18 protein-coding genes are annotated in these 16,044 nt (G+C 66.2%); 9 read left to right on the forward strand and 9 right to left on the reverse strand.

What is annotated here, in order from left to right:
• Positions 1–44 precede the first annotated feature (44 nt).
• A complete protein-coding gene (locus tag SBP01_RS15125) occupies positions 45–575 on the reverse strand; it encodes an alternate-type signal peptide domain-containing protein (protein ID WP_320536317.1) in 531 nt (176 codons plus the stop codon).
• 226 nt (positions 576–801) lie between these two features.
• A complete protein-coding gene (locus SBP01_RS15130) occupies positions 802–2,019 on the reverse strand; it encodes an MFS transporter (RefSeq protein WP_320536318.1) in 1,218 nt (405 codons plus the stop codon).
• 117 nt (positions 2,020–2,136) lie between these two features.
• On the opposite strand from SBP01_RS15130, the gene SBP01_RS15135 reads away from it, so the two are divergent.
• A complete protein-coding gene (locus SBP01_RS15135) occupies positions 2,137–2,478 on the forward strand; it encodes a hypothetical protein (RefSeq protein ID WP_275213453.1) in 342 nt (113 codons plus the stop codon).
• 52 nt (positions 2,479–2,530) lie between these two features.
• On the opposite strand, the gene SBP01_RS15140 is transcribed toward SBP01_RS15135, so the two are convergent.
• Positions 2,531–2,863: a hypothetical protein gene (locus SBP01_RS15140; protein ID WP_320536319.1), complete on the reverse strand. Its 333-nt coding sequence runs from the start codon at positions 2,861–2,863 to the stop codon at positions 2,531–2,533.
• 220 nt (positions 2,864–3,083) lie between these two features.
• Here SBP01_RS15140 and SBP01_RS15145 point away from each other — a divergent pair, with 220 nt between their 5' ends.
• Positions 3,084–3,836 (forward strand): SDR family oxidoreductase, encoded by a 753-nt coding sequence (locus SBP01_RS15145; RefSeq protein WP_320536320.1) that lies wholly within the window; start codon positions 3,084–3,086, stop codon positions 3,834–3,836.
• A 39-nt stretch (positions 3,837–3,875) separates the two neighbouring features.
• On the opposite strand, the gene SBP01_RS15150 is transcribed toward SBP01_RS15145, so the two are convergent.
• The gene (locus tag SBP01_RS15150) at positions 3,876–4,124 is read right to left on the reverse strand and encodes a hypothetical protein (RefSeq protein WP_275213450.1); all 249 of its coding nucleotides are present in this window, start codon (positions 4,122–4,124) and stop codon (positions 3,876–3,878) included.
• A gap of 196 nt (positions 4,125–4,320) precedes the next feature.
• On the opposite strand from SBP01_RS15150, the gene SBP01_RS15155 reads away from it, so the two are divergent.
• Together SBP01_RS15155 and SBP01_RS15160 are read left to right on the forward strand one after the other, a co-directional pair.
• The gene (locus tag SBP01_RS15155; protein ID WP_275213448.1) at positions 4,321–4,497 is read left to right on the forward strand and encodes a CsbD family protein; all 177 of its coding nucleotides are present in this window, start codon (positions 4,321–4,323) and stop codon (positions 4,495–4,497) included.
• Positions 4,498–4,809: 312 nt separating this feature from the next.
• Complete coding sequence (locus SBP01_RS15160) at positions 4,810–5,133, forward strand: hypothetical protein (RefSeq protein ID WP_275213447.1); 324 nt, start codon at positions 4,810–4,812, stop codon at positions 5,131–5,133.
• A 224-nt stretch (positions 5,134–5,357) separates the two neighbouring features.
• Here SBP01_RS15160 and SBP01_RS15165 read toward each other — a convergent pair whose 3' ends face one another.
• Both SBP01_RS15165 and SBP01_RS15170 read right to left on the reverse strand, forming a co-directional pair.
• A complete protein-coding gene (locus SBP01_RS15165) occupies positions 5,358–6,776 on the reverse strand; it encodes a MinD/ParA family protein (RefSeq protein WP_320538366.1) in 1,419 nt (472 codons plus the stop codon).
• Positions 6,777–7,302: 526 nt separating this feature from the next.
• Positions 7,303–8,076, reverse strand: coding sequence for a polysaccharide deacetylase family protein (locus tag SBP01_RS15170; protein ID WP_320536321.1), 774 nt, complete (start codon positions 8,074–8,076; stop codon positions 7,303–7,305).
• A gap of 296 nt (positions 8,077–8,372) precedes the next feature.
• On the opposite strand from SBP01_RS15170, the gene SBP01_RS15175 reads away from it, so the two are divergent.
• Positions 8,373–9,614: a multidrug effflux MFS transporter gene (locus SBP01_RS15175; RefSeq protein WP_320536322.1), complete on the forward strand. Its 1,242-nt coding sequence runs from the start codon at positions 8,373–8,375 to the stop codon at positions 9,612–9,614.
• 51 nt (positions 9,615–9,665) lie between these two features.
• Here SBP01_RS15175 and SBP01_RS15180 read toward each other — a convergent pair whose 3' ends face one another.
• Positions 9,666–10,523: a hypothetical protein gene (locus tag SBP01_RS15180; protein WP_320536323.1), complete on the reverse strand. Its 858-nt coding sequence runs from the start codon at positions 10,521–10,523 to the stop codon at positions 9,666–9,668.
• Positions 10,524–10,733: 210 nt separating this feature from the next.
• The gene (locus SBP01_RS15185) at positions 10,734–11,129 is read right to left on the reverse strand and encodes a hypothetical protein (RefSeq protein WP_320536324.1); all 396 of its coding nucleotides are present in this window, start codon (positions 11,127–11,129) and stop codon (positions 10,734–10,736) included.
• A gap of 257 nt (positions 11,130–11,386) precedes the next feature.
• Here SBP01_RS15185 and SBP01_RS15190 point away from each other — a divergent pair, with 257 nt between their 5' ends.
• From SBP01_RS15190 to SBP01_RS15205, 4 genes are all read left to right on the forward strand, one after another.
• Positions 11,387–12,385 carry an MIP/aquaporin family protein gene (locus SBP01_RS15190; RefSeq protein WP_320536325.1) on the forward strand — a complete coding sequence of 333 codons (999 nt, stop codon included), beginning with the start codon at positions 11,387–11,389 and terminating at the stop codon, positions 12,383–12,385.
• Between the two features lie 14 nt (positions 12,386–12,399).
• Positions 12,400–13,260, forward strand: coding sequence for a hypothetical protein (locus tag SBP01_RS15195; RefSeq protein WP_320536326.1), 861 nt, complete (start codon positions 12,400–12,402; stop codon positions 13,258–13,260).
• A 79-nt stretch (positions 13,261–13,339) separates the two neighbouring features.
• Positions 13,340–13,780, forward strand: coding sequence for a MarR family winged helix-turn-helix transcriptional regulator (locus SBP01_RS15200; RefSeq protein WP_275213437.1), 441 nt, complete (start codon positions 13,340–13,342; stop codon positions 13,778–13,780).
• A complete protein-coding gene (locus SBP01_RS15205; RefSeq protein WP_320536327.1) occupies positions 13,773–15,188 on the forward strand; it encodes an MFS transporter in 1,416 nt (471 codons plus the stop codon). The genes SBP01_RS15200 and SBP01_RS15205 overlap by 8 nt, the downstream gene beginning before the upstream one ends.
• A 39-nt stretch (positions 15,189–15,227) precedes the next feature.
• Here SBP01_RS15205 and SBP01_RS15210 read toward each other — a convergent pair whose 3' ends face one another.
• The gene (locus SBP01_RS15210) at positions 15,228–16,043 is read right to left on the reverse strand and encodes an MBL fold metallo-hydrolase (protein ID WP_275213435.1); all 816 of its coding nucleotides are present in this window, start codon (positions 16,041–16,043) and stop codon (positions 15,228–15,230) included.
• Position 16,044 lies beyond the last annotated feature (1 nt).

The following is a 16,044-nucleotide window of genomic DNA, read 5'->3' on the forward strand; positions in this document are numbered from 1 at the left end:
TCCTGAATTGGCGGCCGGCCATGCAGCCAGCCGCCCTTCTCCGACTAGGGCTTGGCGACCTGCGTCAACTGGAAGGCAACGTCATTGAAGTTGTAAGACTTGTTCACGTCAGTGCGGCCAGTGGTGCTGGACAGGAACTCGAAGGAAACGGTCGCAGTGACCGTCTGGGTGCCCGCGGCAGCTACAAGAGGATTGGCAAGTGCGGCTGATCCGACGGTGAGTGCTACCGGGGAAACTGAAACATTAGTGGCGGTGAAGCCGTTGGTGGGCGTGACGCCTGCGGTAGTGACGTTGGCGGCCATCTTGTCGCCGTGGAGCGTGACGGTCAGGTCCTGCTTGAAGGTGAGCTTGTCACCCGGAACCACCTTGTAGGCCTTGATGTCCGGGATGGTGGTTCCATTGCGGTCGGCCCACGTGCCGGTAGCGGTCTGGACGTCCAGGTCGCCGGAGACGATGGTGCCCGGTGCCGTGCTGGCTTCAGCATTCCAGTTGGCCAGCGTTCCGCCGCCGCCCAGCAACAGTGCTGCGCCCAGGGCGATGGCTGCGGATCCCTTGATGAGTGTGCTGTTCTTCATGATGTTGTCCCCTCAGACTTTGCGTTCGTTGTTGTCTTGCTGAAAACAACAATGCACGGCGAAAATCAGGATTTAGGGACGGAATTTGTCAAGGTTTGGGCGTATTTGTCAAGGTTTCCTCAAGAAAACTTGGGGAATCAAACGAGCGCCTGACCTGCGGGTTCTCTCCAATAGACAGACTTCTACTGGCGGGTAACTAATCCATCGAAATGACAAAAATGGAGACTTAGTAATTCCGCCGGTGTTTCAGCCTCGGCAGCGCCACCGCAAACACAACCGCTGCGGCGAAGCCCAAAAAGCCGGTGGCCGAAACACCCGCACCCAAGGTAGCCACCGCGGTGACGCCGGACAGCAGGACCGGGCCGCCGGTCGATCCGGCGTCGGCAATGAAACGCCACAGGCCCAGGAACTGGCCACGGCCGCGGTCGGGCGAGAAGTCCGCGCCGAGGGTCATGATGAGCCCGGAGCTGATGCCGTTGCCAAGGCCGATCAGCAGGGACGCCAGCAGCAGCCCCGCAAAGGAGGCGGTCAGCGGAATCAGCAGCATGGCAATGGCCATGATGATGGTGGAGGGGATGGCCACAAACAGCCTGCCGCGCCGGTCCATCACCTTGCCGGCGGGATAGAACACCAGCATGTCGATCGCGCCGGACAGCCCGTAGATCACGGACGCCTGGGCCGGGTCCATCCCCAGATGCTCGGCCCACAGCGGGATCACCACCTGGCGGGACGCACGCAGCGCGCTGAGGAGCAGGATCCCCACCCCCAGCGTCAGGAACACGCCGGCATGCGAGACCGCCACATTCCGCAGCGTGGGCTCGGGAGTCCTGTGACCGCCGTCGGGCGCTGCCGGAACCACGAGATCCGGAATCGTGACGGCCAGGACGGCGGCCGCGGCCATCCCCACCACACCCACCCAGTAGGCGCCCGCGATCCCCGCGAACTGCATCACGCCGGCACCAATGAACGGCCCCACGAAAACGCCGATCCGGCTGACTCCGCCCAGGGTCGAGAGCGCCCGGGCCCTGAACTGGATGGGCACGGCCTCGGTGAGGTACTTCTGCCGGGCCAGGCTGAAGACGCTGGCGGCCATGCCCACAACGGTCATCGCCACCGCAAGCAGCACAAGTCCGTTGGGGACCAGGGAGGACACCGCGGCCGCGGCGAGTGCAAGCGCACCCACGGCGGCGGCCCCCACGATGGACCAGCGTTCGCCGAACTTGAGCGTGATGAGGGAGGCGGGCAGGTTGAAGAACCACGAACCGAGCCCGATGAGCGTCACGATCAGCGCGGAAACCGCAACCGAAGCGCCGAGGTCCCGGGCGGAGAGGACCACCACCGGGAGCACCGCGCCTTCGCCGATGCAGAACAGCAACGCAGGCCCGAATGCGGGGATGGCGATGCTTCGGAAGTTGAACGGCGGCGGGGTTCCAGGCGAAGTCATCAGATTTATCTTATGCGAGAAGATTCCGCCCAGTTCAGGGGTCACAATCGGCCCCGTGAGGACTAATCTTTGCCTTGTGGGGTGCTGCCGTGCGCCCCGCACAGCCAAGGAGGACTCATGGGTGAAGTGTGGATCCGTACCATCGGCAACAGCCTGGTCCGGGCAGACAAGGTCACCGAAATCGCGTCCACCCGGGGGTCTCTCCACGACGACCAGGGTTACGCGCTGAAAGTCATTGTGGACGGCAAGGCGCACGTCATTATTGACGACGGCGGCCTGCCGGGTTCGTTCACCCAGCGGCAGGATTATGCGCGGCATCTGGAAGACGCGCTGCTCTTCGCCCTCGACGAGGCGCGGGAGGCTGACGCCTCCGTGGTGGTCTGCTTCGAGCCCGAGACCGAGCGCTGGGTCCTCGCCCCGGCGGCCGAACTGGCCGGCAGGATTTCCACCGGCAGTTGAAGCCCAGCAGTTAAAGCTCTGCAGTTGACAGCCCTGCCGTTTGCCGCTCGGTTCAGGCGGCCACGCGGGCAGGCGCATGGTGCGCTGCGTGAACAGCGTGCCGCGGCGGCAGCATGCTCAGCGTGCACGGACTCTGCTGCGGATCGATCCTGACCGGGAGTTGACGCGTTTCGCAGCAGGTCTCCAGCAGGCGCAGGGCTTCTGGATCAACCCGGGCATGGCGCACGTCCAGTTCGAGGACGAGGTTGTGCCTGAGGGCGTTGGCTCGCTTCACCACGACGTAGAGAGCCTGGATGCTGTGAACGGTGATGTGGCCCTTGGCGAGGACCCGGGCTTTGGCGTGGTCGAGGTCTACGCGGACAAGAATGCTGAGCTTTTCGGTCAAGGCCCGGCGCCTTCCTTGCGTGGCTGCGACGCTGCAGCCCGGGAGGCCGCGACTCGGCGGCCAGTAGCCGCGCTTCAGCAGCCATCTTCAGGCTAGGCATCAGTGCGTGACGGGCGCAACATCTCTACGCATTGTGTCGGACGGATCCGTCCGCACGCCCCCAACGTCGGGCGCCGTGCAGGAACCCCGCTCCCGGGACCGTTGCTCTAGGATTCGGAGCATGAACATTGCAGTTGCGGGCGGCACCGGAACGGTCGGACGTCATGTGGTCAGCATCGCCCGGGCCCGGGGACATCACGTGGTCAGCCTCTCGCGCGCCGCAGGCGTGGACCTGGTCAGCGGCGACGGGTTGGCCCAAGCGCTCAACGGCGTGGACGCGGTGATCGATGTCGCCAACACCTCAACACTGAACGGGAAGAAGTCCGTGGAGTTTTTCACCACCGTCACCGGCAACCTGCTGCGGCAGGAGAAGGCGGCCGGAGTGCGGCACCACGTGGCCCTCTCCATCGTGGGGACGGAAAAGGCTGCGGCCGGCTACTACGCCGGGAAGCTGGCCCAGGAGACATTGGTCAGCAAGTCGGACGTGCCGTGGACCATCCTGCGGGCCACGCAGTTCCATGAGTTCGCGGGGCAGATGCTGCGGCGCAGTTCGGTGGGCCCGCTGGTACTGGTCCCCCGGATGGTCACCCAGCCCGTGGCCGCTCGCGAGGTAGCCGAGGCGCTGGTTGAGGCCGCGGAGGCGGGGCCCCGGGGCCGGATTGCAGACCTTGGCGGCCCGGAACGCAAACAACTGGCTGAGCTGGTCCGGGCGGTCGCGCAGAAGCAGGGCCGGAAGCGGCGCGTCATTGAGTTCACCGCCCCCGGGCCGCTGTGGCGGGCGATGCGCGACGGAAGCCTGGTCCCGGAGGCGGGGGCCGCCGTCGGCCGCCAAACGTTCAGTGACTGGCTGGAGACCGACCTGAACGCTTCCTAGGAACTCGCCCGCGGGATCAGCGGGAACTCGCCTGCGGGATCAGCGCGGATCGGCCCCGGAGGGGAATAGCCGCTCGCTGACGTCGTCGCGGAGAATGTGGAACTGGCCGCCGTTGCTGTTGACGGAACCGTCCAGCACGTAAAGCCCCCGTGCCGCTTCGGGGCCCCCGGCCGCGCGGTCCAACGCCTCCACGAGGTGCCGGCCCAGGCGCCCCTTCGGCCCCAGAGCCTTGATCTCGTCCAGTTCCTCCGCCGTCAGCCTTGACAGTACTGCGTTGATTTCAGCCACAAAGCACCCTCCCCAGTTGTGCGGGCAATGATTGGCCCGGCTCCCCACAGGCTAGGGCAGTCCGCGGGGCACGGCAATGGCCTCAAGGACATCCCGGGGCGCCAGGGGTCTAGGACGGGAAATGGTCCTGTGGTTAAGATGAAAACGTAACCTGTCGGCAGACCGCCGGCAGCGTCAGACCGTAGGGAGAAACACCATGGGTTTGGATGACAAGATCGGAAACGCCGCCGAGAAACTGGGCGGCAAGGGCAAGGAAGCCGCCGGCAAGGCGACCGGCGATGAGAGCCTGGAAGCCGAGGGAAAGGTCGATCAGAGCAAGTCGGACCTGAAGCAGGCCGGCGAGAAGGTCAAGGACGCGTTCAAGAAGGACTGATTTCGCTTTTCAGGAAGGGCGCCACTCCCGCACGCGGAGCGGCGCCCTTCCGCGTGCGGGTGAAAACTTTCCCGCGTGGCCGGTGAAAACCTTCGCGTTACCGGTGATGCCTGCCGTGACTGAAGGTACCCAGGAGCAAGATGACCGGCGTGTCGTCTCCCGATTCAGACGCTGGCAAGCCCTAATTGGTGTAATAAATTCGTAACTGTTGCGTGCATCACATTCGCCCCTTACTCTGGACAAGGCTCCAGCAAACGGGCCTTAGCAAGAAGCTGCAGCGTCGCAGCCAATGCCGGGGAAAGGCTTTACAACTTGAACTCCAAGCTCAACATCGTTGTCCGTGTAGATCTCGACCATGCCAAGGCTCTGGTGATTGCAAAGGGGCATATCACCATCCACAGCGTGAACGCACTGTATGTAGTAGTTAAGCGGGCCAACTCCTTAAGGGAGGGCCTGGACCTGGAGCTGGACCTCAGCCGCGCGCGGGTGGACCACGAAGCCTTGGAAATGCTCCACACCGCTTCGAACACCCATCAACTGCCGGTCAGGATCGACCCTCAGCAGGCACCCTGCACCATCAGCGTCCTGGCACCGCGCCGGGAACCGGCTGCAGCGCGCCATCTCGTCGCCGCCTAAGGCATTAAAAGGCACGGCACCGCAGCGCCCACCAATCGGGCCGGTGTGCCAGCCACAGACTTCTTTGCTTTCCACAGGCTGGGAGTGCGGCCGTATCCGAATAGACGGGTAGCGGCACTCTCGCCCCTCATCTCAGTACGCCCCCATCTAGGTAGCGCTATCTGTCGTTATGAGCCCTCAAAACGACAGATAGCGCTACCTAGTTGGGAAGGGCGGGGAAAAAGTTAGCGGTAGCCGTCCACGATGGCCGCCGCGATCTCCTTGTACGCCCGCCGGGTGTCCGGTTTCAGCACGTCCAGGGTGACCAGGTCGCCGTCAGCCACGCCACGGTCGTGCGGGACAGCGATCAGCTGGCGGCAGATGCCGGCGAGGTGTTCCTCAATGGCGTCCTTGTCCACGCGGGAGGAGACCTCGTCCTTGTCCGTGATGACCACAATCGCGTTCCGGGCCAGGTCCTCGTACCCGTGGCTTGCCAGCCAGTGCAGGGTGCTGCGGGCCCGCTTCGCACCGGAAACCGCGTACCCGGCCGCGATCACCAGGTTGTCGGCGGACTGAAGGATCCCGCTCATCGCATTGTGCGTGACCCCGGTGCCGCAGTCGGTCAGGGCCACGGAGTAGTAGTTGGAGATCAGCTTGCGGATCCGCAGGTACTCGGCCGCCGTCAGCGAATCCGAGACCTCCGGGTCCTGCTCCCCCGCGATCAGGTGCAGCCGGCCGGCGTGGTGCATGTACCGGGCCAGGGCGGTGAGCGAGTCCACGGATTCAATGTTCTTGAGCAGGTCCGTGATGGTGCGCGGGCTGGACTGCTGGTAGATCCCCTCGCCCAGGGCGCGCTCCACCAAGTCGCCCGAGTCCGGGTTGGCGTCGATGGCGCAGGGCGCGTCGCCGCGGAATTCGGCCAGGGTCAGGCCCACGCCCACGGTGGTGGAGGTCTTGCCGATGCCGCCCTTGAGGCTCAGCACGGCGGTGTTGTAACTGCCCTGCAGCTGCCGGGAAATGCGCCGGGCCAGCTCGTCCTCGTCCCGCTGCTTGGCGCTGGGCCCCAGGTTCCAGGCACCGCCGGTCATCGCGTAGATGGCGCCGCGGAAACCGCCCACGGGACGCGGCTTCTGCTCCTTCACGAACAGGCCCGGGGAGCTGATGAAGTCAGGCATCGGGCTCTCGGCGATCACGTCCGCCGCGGTGGGGCGGATCCGGCGGAACGCGGGCGTCTCATCCGGCTGCGTCCCGGACGCGGACGACGACGGCGGCGCGGCTTCCCCGCCGTCGTGCGGCTCTGCGGTGGTGCTGAAGTCCTCGAAGGCCGGCTGCGCGGGCTGCGGCTCCGGGACCTGCGGCAGCGGGGTTGGCGGCAGCGCGGTGACCGGGGGCTTGGCCGGCCGGCGGGTGGGGGCCGGGGCGTGGGCCGCGGGTTTGGCCTGGTCGGCGGCGGCGGCGGCCTCCGCCCAGGAGCTGCGGCGCGGTACCGGAGTGCCGGCGTCGGGGCTGGTGGAAGGCTCGGGAGTTACGGCTGGCATGGTTCCTGTCTGGGCATCCGAAAGCACTCCGTCGGCGCGGCGGAGGTCGCGGCGTCGCCGGGTGGGTTGCGGCTGCCCTGCATCCTCTGCAGTGGCACGTGCGTTGTGATCCGCCGGATCGGGCATGTCTGTCCCCCAGGACTTCGACTCAATATTCTGCGGCACTATACGGACTGTTCAGTCAACCAGTCTAGGCGCTGAGGGAGAAGTCAAGCTCAGTGGCGGGTCAGGGCGGCCACCACAACGCCGGCGGTAAGCACCAGGAGTATGGCCAGGACGGCGTAGGCCTGCCACTTGGGGCGGCCCTTGTGCGGGTTGATATCAACGTAAGGCATGGCTAGCTGCGGTCACTCCTCGTAGCGGTCACCCGTAGTGCGCGCCGCTTGAGGCGGAGCAGTTGGTACAGCGCACAGAAAGGAATCAGCAACGTTCCCAAAAGTGCGCAGAGCGCCAGGGCATAGTCAATGAGAGCCAATGCGGCCTCCGTCGGTCTAGCAGTGATCCCCCATGCGATCACGGGCCACGCTAGCCGTAAGTCATGACCATTGACAAATTACACAGGTTACTGACCTTTGGAGGGCCGCTTCGGCTCCCGTCCATCCACCCGTCCATGCTCCCGTCAGGGTCCCGGAACCCGGGACCCTGCCGGCTGCTAGTTCCCGGCCGCCTGGGCCGCAATTTCGGCGGCGCCCTGGGAGATGGTGACAACGCCCAGTCCGCTGTCCTTCACGGCCCGCATCTCGGCATCCAGCGCGGCGGTATCGGTGTGGTAGGTATCGCCGCCAATGTTCTCGCCGATCTCGTGGTAGGCCAGGATCAGCCACGCATGGTCCGCCTTGGCGGTGTTGATCCAGCCCTGCACGGTGGCCGTGCTGGTGGTGGATTCCACAAACTTCACCCTCAGGTTGTAGGGGTTGTAGTTCGCGCGGGTGTTGAAGCCGGAGTTGTCGGTGCCGTCATCGTCGAAGGCCCGGTGGGTTCTGTAAACGCGTTTGATCGCAGCCACCACCGCGTCGTTGTATTCGGCGTAGGGCGAGGCGAAGTCCGTGGCGGCTTTTGCCCCGAACAGCTGCCGCAGCGTGGCCTGGCTTTGCGTCAGCTCCACATTCAGCTGGGCGGCGGAAAGCTCGCGCAGGTGGGGGTGGGTCACCGAGTGCGATTCGATGTCGTGGCCCCGGTTTGCGAAGTCCTGAATTTGCGCCTGGGTCATGTACGCGGGCTGATTGTTGATGGATCCGGAGATGATGTACATGGTGGCCGGGATCCCGTATTTGTCCAGGATGGGCAGGGCGTTTGTGTGTTGGCTGGTCCAGCCGTCATCGAAGGTGACGGTCACCAGCCCGCGATCGAATCCGTCGGCCCGGGCGAAGCCGCCGAGCGTCAGGATCAGAGCCAGTCCGGTCAGCAAAACAAGCAGTTTTCTCATGAGTGCGAACCTCAATGCCGGCCGCCTGGATAACGGTCCCGCCTCCAATTCGGGCCCCTTACCGTGGCGGCGCCTTTTATGGGAACCCCTCAAAGTGCGTTCATGGACGGCGCTCCGGGGGTAGGCCCAGCTTCCTCCCGATGGCAGGGTTTGTCGATACCCCAATTTCGGGGTGACGCGCCCGACGGCGACTGTTACCTTGGGTGCCTCCGATCCGCCCGGCGGTAAATAGAATCGGCAGGCACACCCTGCCCGTTTGTAACAGCAGCCAGCCGCCGCCGTGCCGAAGGATTTCCATGGACTCGCCCCTCCCCGATGACAGCTTCCGGTCCCGGCTGAAACTTTCCGGCAGCAAGGACCGGATGGTGCTCGTGGTGGCATTGGCCATCCTTAGCGCCGTCAGCCCCATGGCCTCGGATATGTACCTGGCTTCGATGCCGCGGATGGGCGAGTTCTTCGCGACGCCGGCGTCCGTTATCCAGCTCACGCTGACCAGCTACATGGTGGGCATGGCCGTGGGCCAGTTCCTGCTGGGGCCCATTTCGGATGTCCTGGGCCGGCACCGGCTGATGGTGGCCGGCAATGTGGTGTTCCTCCTGGCTTCCGTGGCGATCGCCCTGGCCCCCAGCATCGAGCTGGTGCTGGGGCTCCGCGTGCTGCAGGGCGTTTCCGGGGCGGCCGGCGTGGTGATTGCCCGGGCCGCGGTCTCGGACATGGCCTCCGGGCGGCAGGCCGCCAAGCTGTTCTCGCTGCTGGCCACCATCTCGGCCCTCGCACCGGTGGTGGCGCCCCTGCTCGGCGGCGTGATCGCCACCGTGGCGCCCTGGCAGGCGGCGTTCTGGGCACTGGCCGGTTTCGGGGCGCTGATGCTGGCGTGTTCGGTGCTGGTGGTACCGGAAACGCTTCCCCGCCACCTGCGGCACCGGGGCGGCCTGAAGGCGGTGGCCGGCGGGTCCTGGGCCGTGCTCACCACGCCGTCCTTCATGGCCTACGCCATGACGTTCGGGTTCACCTTTGGCGCCCTGTTCTCCTACATTTCCGCCTCATCGTTTGTGGTGCAGAACGTGCTGGGCTTCTCCGCGCTGGGATATTCGGTGATCTTCGCCGTCAACGCCGGCGGCATGATCGTCGCGTCGCTCATCAACACCAGACTGGTGGACCGGGTGGAGCCGGCGGTGATCCTCCGCGCCGCCGTGGTGGCGATGTTCGCCATCAACGTGGCCGGCATGGGGTTGGTCCTGGGCGGAATCACCGGTTGGAGCACGCTGCTGCACCTGTTCCTCACGCAGGCCTGCGTGGGATTCATCATGGGCAACGCCACGGCTCTGGCCCAGGGGCGGGTGCCGGGCCGGGCAGGCGCCGGATCGGCCGTGCTGGGCCTGATCCAGTTCCTCATCGGCGGCCTGGTGTCGCCGCTGACAGGCATCGCCGGGGAGCACAGCGCCGTCCCCATGGCCGTCTCCATGGCGGTATGCTCGGCCATCGCGATAGGAGGGGTCATGGCCAGCGGGAGGCTCGCAGCGGTCGGCCACACGTAGCTCGGGGCGCCTGGCCCCAAGCAGCTCCTGTCGCCGCCTGTCGCAAAAAGGTCAGTCCCCTATCCCGCTGGCCCGGCCCTCCGGCTCGGGCCAGGAGGACTCAACGGTGGTGGCCAAGTACAAGGGAAGACCCCACCCGGCGAAGAACCCCATTGCCTCAATCCAGGAGGTGTCCTCCGCGGCCCCCACGGAGGCGCCGTAATCCGTCATGGAATTGGTGAGGTGCCTCATCCTGGCCCGTATCTCCCGCAGCCGGGACGCGACCCGCTGCCGGAGGTCCTCCGGCAGGGGACGGTGTTGGCTCAGGTGGAAGCGGCACCGCAGCGACGGATCCCCGGCGCCGTGAACCCCGGGATCGCAGTCCGGGCAGACCCTGTCGCGCCATAAGCCCACCGTCTCCAGGCACCAGGTGGTGGTGTGGATCAGGGTGTTCGCTTCGGCGGTGAGGGCTTCGGTGTTGGAGTTCGCGTAACCCATCCTCAGCCCAGGCACGTGGGGCAAGCCCGTATCCAGGCAGATCCTGCACGGCCCCACCGGAACAAGGACGTCGTCCGGATGCGGGCGCAGCAGGGAACGCTTCCGGTCCAACCCGTCGGCCACGTGCTCCAGAAGGTCTTCATAGAGGATCGTCACGTCGAACGGCTGGTGGCCTCCCCGGGAGCCTGCGCCGACCTGCCACAGCTCCACCTCAACGACGGCGTAGGCCCAGGTGTGACGGGGACACAACCCCAGAGAGCTGCGCAGCAACCGACGCATGCCCGCGTCCATGATGTCCCCATGAACAAAGGACCACAGCAGGCGCACCTCCTCCACGGAGAGTTCCAACGGGCCCAGAGGAACCAACGGGCCGGTAAGCCTGTCGCGTTGCGGCGTCCCGGCAGCGCCGGCGCCGTTGCGTTGTCCCGTCATAGCGGACAACCTGCCATTCACTCATACAGGACCCATCAGCCACCCTGGCGGTCCGAACTGGCACGTCTGCGCCGGTCCCGGCGGGATCCATCACCGGTAGAACAAGGCTAAACCCGGCGGCGCAATCCGGCATCCACTGGAATGCGTCGTCCCCTGACTGCGGTTCCAGGACTGGCCGGCGGACGTCTCCCCGGCGGTTCGGACTACGGGTCAACCGGCCCGTTTCTCGGTCTCCGCCCCGCCACCCGGCTTGCGGACGGGATCAACGGTCCCGCCGGCGCCGTAGTCCCCTTCCGGATACCGGCCGATTTCGGTTTCGGCGGTCCGGCCAGGCGTGGTCCCGGCATCGCCGTAGTCGGCCTTCACGTAGCGTCCCGATTCCCTGGCCTTGTTCCCCAGCGGTTCGGGCAGTCCGCCTTCGCTGCCGGCGTCACCGTAATCCCCTTCGATGTACTGGCCTTCCTCGTCCTCTGCATGGCGGCCGCGCTCCACACCGGCCTTGCCAAAATTTCCTTCAACGTAGCGGCCCCGCAGGTCAGGCTCTTCCGACTTCTTTTCCGGGCCTGCCGCATCCGTGGTGTCTTCGAAGCCGCTGTTCTCGTTCATGATCGTGCCTTTCCCCAAACGAACTCTGCGTCGTTGCGGCGCAATGTGTGCCTAGCGTGGACGCTTCTCCCCGGCGGGATCCGCGGCCAGACCGGCGATTAGCCGGCCGGGGTCCGAGGCAGCTGGGCGTGCCTCGAAGCCGGGTCCGTGAGAAGTAGGCCTTTAGACCGTTGCCTCCGGACACTATCGGCGTAGCATGAGAGTGCTGGAATGTCAATTCGCACACGCAGAGCAGTTTATACAAGGAGGTATAGGCGATGAGCGATATCAGTCCACTCAGAAATGCGGTCCGTAACGGCAGCGGCCTCAAGCAGTTGGGAGGCACCTGGGGCGAAGTTCTGGCAGAGTTTCTCGGCACCTTTGTGCTGATCTGCTTCGGCGACGGCGTTGTCGCGATGGCGGTCGCCGGCCTGCCGGGATCCGGCCGGGCCGCCACACCAACCACCATTTTCATGGCCGCCGGGGACTGGCTGTTGATCACGTGGGGATGGGCCCTGGCGGTGACCATGGCAATCTACGTTGCCGGCGGCGTCAGCGGCGCGCACATCAATCCGGCCGTGACCGTGGCGTTCGCGATCCGGCGCAAATTTGCCTGGAGCAAAGTGGGCCCCTACATCGTGGCTCAGATTCTGGGCGCCTTCGCCGGGGCCGCGATGGTCTACCTGCTCTATCACGACGCCATTGACGCCTACAACAAGGCCGTTGGCACCGGGCGCACGGACCCGAAGGGGCTTGCCACGTACTCCATTTTCGCCACCTTCCCGGCACCCTATTTCAACGGAAACCCGGTGGGCCCGCTGGTTGACCAGATCGTTGGCACAGCGTTCCTGCTCATGTTCGTGGTCGCCATCATCGACATGCGCAACACGGCCGTCCAGTCGAATCTGGGGCCGTTCATGATCGGGCTGGCCGTGGCGGCGATCGGTATGTCGATCGGCGCCAACGCCGGCTACGCCATCAACCCCGCGCGTGACTTCGGCCCGCGGCTGTTCGCCTGGCTGGCCGGATGGGGGCAAACAGCGATGCCGGGCACTGTGGAGGGGGCCTTCAGTTGGTATTTCTGGGTCCCGATCGTCGGACCGCTGATCGGCGGAGCGATCGGCGTGCTGATCTACGACTGGTTTATCGGCGACGTCATCCATGCGCGGGCCAGGCTGCAGGAACCTCCGCCTCCAGGCCGGGCGGGCGACGAGACAAGCCCCACTGAAGGGTCGAAGAGGACTGCTGAAACGTCGAAGAGGACGGCCGAAACATAGTTAAACATAGATAAATGGACGCTCCTGCCCCTGAGGTCATGTGCAATCAGGGGCAGGACGCCCTGTTTATTTGCGATGCTTCCCACGATCCGATGGGCGACACGATGCGCCGACCCGAGGAGGTTCCCTTGTCCAGGCACCATCCGTCGCGTCTGAGGCTCCTCCCCGCCGCGCTGTCCGTGGTCTTCGCCCTCGCTTCCTGCGGCAGCCCCGTCCCGTCCGGCCCGGCGTCCGCGGACCCGGTCGCCGCGTCCCCCGGCTCCGGCGCAACGCCCGACGGCGGCAGCACCGCCGTCGGGCTTTCCAGTTTTTCGGGGACCTCGGAGGACGTGAAGTACACGTTCGACCACCCCACCGGCTGGACGGTGCAGGACGCCGCCACGGGCGGGCCGCCCGGCTCCGGGGCGGTCTCGGCGCTGGCCCCGGACGGAACGGTCATGGCGTCCCTGACCATCCTGGTGGCCTGGGGTGCGGAGTGCCCGTGCGTGGAACGCCCCGCTGTTCACCTCGGTGATATGGCCGGGGTGGCGCCGCTCTCGAAGTCCGGCGCGTTTGTGGTGCGTTCCATGGCGCTGGACCTGACGGATTTCCCGGCGGACCGCACGGAGAACCAGTGGGCGGACAACGTCAAGGTGGTCACGTCCCTGAGCATGGACTCGGGGCCGCCGCCTGCCGCGCTGGTGCCACGGCTGATGTACGGGCTGGGCCTGGCGGAAACCGGGGTGCTGGCCTCCAACGGCATCACCTACCGGACCGTTCTGTTCACGGCCACCCGGGACTTCAGCACGCTCGCCGACGCCCGGGCCTATGCGGCGTCCGAGGAGCACCGGAGGGTCCAGGAGATGATCGCGTCCTTCCGGGAGGGCACGGCCTAATTCCCACTGCCAAGGGGCCATGAGCAAGCTCATCGAAAGTATTCAAGCAACTTGATCAATCTGCTTGTACAATTGAGGGATGACCGGCGACCAAGCGACTGACCAAGCCCTCACCCATTCCCTGTTCGAAGCCCTGCACCCCCTGCTCCGGCAGCTCAACGCCGAACGGACCATCTCGCCGGGCAAGATCGGCGTGCTTCGTCATCTTGCGGAGCGCGGGAGGGCCACGACGTCGGAACTCGCCGTGGTGGTCCGGGTCAGCCCGCAGGGCATTTCGCTTGCTGTGCGTGAACTCCTCGGGCTGGGGCTTGTGGAGCGGGCACCGGACGCCGAGGACCGGCGCCGGGTGTGGATCGAGATCACTCCGGCGGGCAGGCAGAAGCTCGCCCTTGAATCCTCGGCCGGGCAGGGCTGGCTGGACCGGGCCGTGGCGGAGCGGCTGAGCCCGGACGAGCGCACGTCCTTGGCGGCGGCCATCCCCGCCCTCCGGAAGCTCGGAACGGAGCCGGCCGATGACTGAAACACGCTCTCCCCTGGTCCCGGCCCTGGTCTACGCCGCGCTCTCCACTGCCATTGTGAGCTCACTGGGCATGCTGCTGGTGCCCACCATCTCCCGCGAAATGGACGTGTCCGTGGGCACGGCACAGTGGATGCTGACCATCAACCTGCTCGTGGGGGCGGTGGCAACCCCGGTAATGGGTCGGCTCAGCGACGGGCCGCACAAGAAGAAACTGCTGCTGTGGGCGCTGCTGATCATCCTCGCGGGCTCCGTCATCGCCGCGCTGGCCCCCAACTTCACCGTGTTCCTGGTGGGCCGCGCACTCCAGGGCCTCACCTACGGGATTGTTCCGGTGACCATCGCCTTGGCCCGCCGGTACGTGGCCGTCAGCAAGGTCCGGTTCGCCATCTCCAGCCTCTCAGTCACCGTGGCCACCGGCCTGGGAATCGGGTACCCGCTGACGGGAATCATCGCCGGAACGTTCGACTTCCGGTTCGCGTTCTGGTTCGCCGCCCTGTTTGTGGTCACGGCCATCATCGTGGTCTTCCGCGTGGTGCCGGCCGGACCGGATGAAAACGCCCCTCGGCTGCCCTTCGACTACACCGGCGCGGTGCTGCTGGGCCTTGGCTTGGGCGTGCTGCTTCTGGGCATCAGCGAAGGGCCCAACTGGGGCTGGGCCTCGCCCTTGACCGTCGGCGCCTTCGTGGTGGCAGCCGTCCTGCTCGCGGCGTGGGTCCGGGCCGAACTTCGCAGCACCAACCCGCTGATCAACCTCCGGGTCCTCCGGAACGGGGAAGTGCTGCTGGCCAACAGCACAGCGATCGGGCTGGGCGCCGCCATGTACATCGGCCTCTCGATTTCAAGCCTGATAGCCCAGGCCCCGGCCTCCACAGGCTACGGCATCGCCCTGCCGGTGTTCTGGGCCGGCTTTGTGATGTTCCCGCTCTCGGTGGGAAGCTTCACCGCCAACCGCCTGGTCCGCCGGCTCGCGCACCGGGTCCGGCTGACCACGCTGCTGCCGATCGGCGCCGGGATCATCGCGGCCGCCGGGATGCTGCTCTGGTTCGCGCACACCCAGCTGTGGGAGATCCTGGCCGGGATGCTGGCGCTGGGCCTGGGCATGGGTGCCGCGTACGCCGCCATGCCTGCGCTGATCGCCCGCAGCGTGGCCAGCGAGGAGCTGGGCAGTTCCGTGAGCTTCAACCAGGTCCTGCGGACCGTGGGGAGCTCGTTCGGCACCGCCGTCTCCGGCGCGGTGCTCGCGGCCAACATGTCGCCGGACCTGCACCCCACGGGCCTCGGGATCAGTGCCACACTCGAAATCGGGGCGCTGCTCTGCGCGGCCGTGTTCGCCGCCCTGCTCGTGCACGCGCTGATCACTCGTGCCCGGCCAACAGCCACCAACGCGGGGTCACTTCACGCCCAATAATCCCTAATTATCGGGCGTGAAGTGACCCCGCGTTGCGGTCTAGTGCACCGGCCGGGTCTCCTGCAGCCGCTTGATGAACCAGCGCGACTGTTCCGGGCCGTAGGGCAGCACGGGGATGGCCTTGGTGGCGTCCGACGGCGCGTCCCGGATTGACTGCTGGGCCTGCCGGACCGCGGTGGTCATGGTGTTGGCCATGGTTTTGACGAACTGATCGCTGCAGGGCTGTCCGTGGCCCGGGATCAGGAATTCGTAGCGGTGGCGCAGGGCTGAGATGTGCCGCAGGGAGTCGGCCCAATCCTCCGGGTAGGAATCCTCAAACGAGGGGTGCGCGCCCTGCTCCACAAGGTCGCCCACGAACAGGGTGGTGGGCGTGCCCACCAGGAGGTCGCCGTCGGTATGGCCGCGGCCCAGGTGGAAGAGCGTGACGGTGATCCCGCCGAGGTCCACCAGCACCGGCTGGTCCTTGACGATGGCGTTGGGCACCACCAGCTCCACGTTCTCGCCTTCACCGGCGGACATCTCCGGCTCCAGCGTGCCCACAAAGCGGCGCTGCAGGTCCCCGTGGCTGTCGATCTCGCGGGCGCAGTTTTCGTGCGCCCAGAACTCCGTGACGCCGTCGGAGGCGAACACGGCGTTGCCGAAGAAATGGTCGTAATGCGCGTGGGTGTTCACGACGACGAGGGGCAGGTCCGTCTTCTCCCGCACCGCGTCCAGGATCTCGCGTCCCTGCCGCGGCCCGCAGCCGGTGTCCACCACCATGGCCCGCTCCGAGCCCACCACCAGGCCGGTATTCAGCAGCGAACCTTCGGTGACCAGCACGTACGTATCCGCGCCAACTTCGAGCCATTCTGACATT

The organism is Pseudarthrobacter sp. IC2-21, assembly GCF_034048115.1.
Taxonomy (GTDB): Bacteria; Actinomycetota; Actinomycetes; order Actinomycetales; family Micrococcaceae; genus Arthrobacter; species Arthrobacter naphthalenicus.

Bases quoted from the DNA above. Each gene is read 5' to 3' on its own strand.
- SBP01_RS15125 (WP_320536317.1), bottom strand. From the start codon at position 575: ATGAAGAACAGCACACTCATCAAGGGATCCGCAGCCATCGCCCTGGGC.
- SBP01_RS15130 (WP_320536318.1), bottom strand. From the start codon at position 2,019: ATGACTTCGCCTGGAACCCCGCCGCCGTTCAACTTCCGAAGCATCGCC.
- SBP01_RS15135 (WP_275213453.1), top strand. From the start codon at position 2,137: ATGGGTGAAGTGTGGATCCGTACCATCGGCAACAGCCTGGTCCGGGCA.
- SBP01_RS15145 (WP_320536320.1), top strand. From the start codon at position 3,084: ATGAACATTGCAGTTGCGGGCGGCACCGGAACGGTCGGACGTCATGTG.
- SBP01_RS15155 (WP_275213448.1), top strand. From the start codon at position 4,321: ATGGGTTTGGATGACAAGATCGGAAACGCCGCCGAGAAACTGGGCGGC.
- SBP01_RS15165 (WP_320538366.1), bottom strand. From the start codon at position 6,776: ATGCCCGATCCGGCGGATCACAACGCACGTGCCACTGCAGAGGATGCA.
- SBP01_RS15170 (WP_320536321.1), bottom strand. From the start codon at position 8,076: ATGAGAAAACTGCTTGTTTTGCTGACCGGACTGGCTCTGATCCTGACG.
- SBP01_RS15175 (WP_320536322.1), top strand. From the start codon at position 8,373: ATGGACTCGCCCCTCCCCGATGACAGCTTCCGGTCCCGGCTGAAACTT.
- SBP01_RS15180 (WP_320536323.1), bottom strand. From the start codon at position 10,523: ATGACGGGACAACGCAACGGCGCCGGCGCTGCCGGGACGCCGCAACGC.
- SBP01_RS15185 (WP_320536324.1), bottom strand. From the start codon at position 11,129: ATGAACGAGAACAGCGGCTTCGAAGACACCACGGATGCGGCAGGCCCG.
- SBP01_RS15190 (WP_320536325.1), top strand. From the start codon at position 11,387: ATGAGCGATATCAGTCCACTCAGAAATGCGGTCCGTAACGGCAGCGGC.
- SBP01_RS15195 (WP_320536326.1), top strand. From the start codon at position 12,400: ATGGACGCTCCTGCCCCTGAGGTCATGTGCAATCAGGGGCAGGACGCC.
- SBP01_RS15200 (WP_275213437.1), top strand. From the start codon at position 13,340: ATGACCGGCGACCAAGCGACTGACCAAGCCCTCACCCATTCCCTGTTC.
- SBP01_RS15205 (WP_320536327.1), top strand. From the start codon at position 13,773: ATGACTGAAACACGCTCTCCCCTGGTCCCGGCCCTGGTCTACGCCGCG.
- SBP01_RS15210 (WP_275213435.1), bottom strand. From the start codon at position 16,043: ATGTCAGAATGGCTCGAAGTTGGCGCGGATACGTACGTGCTGGTCACC.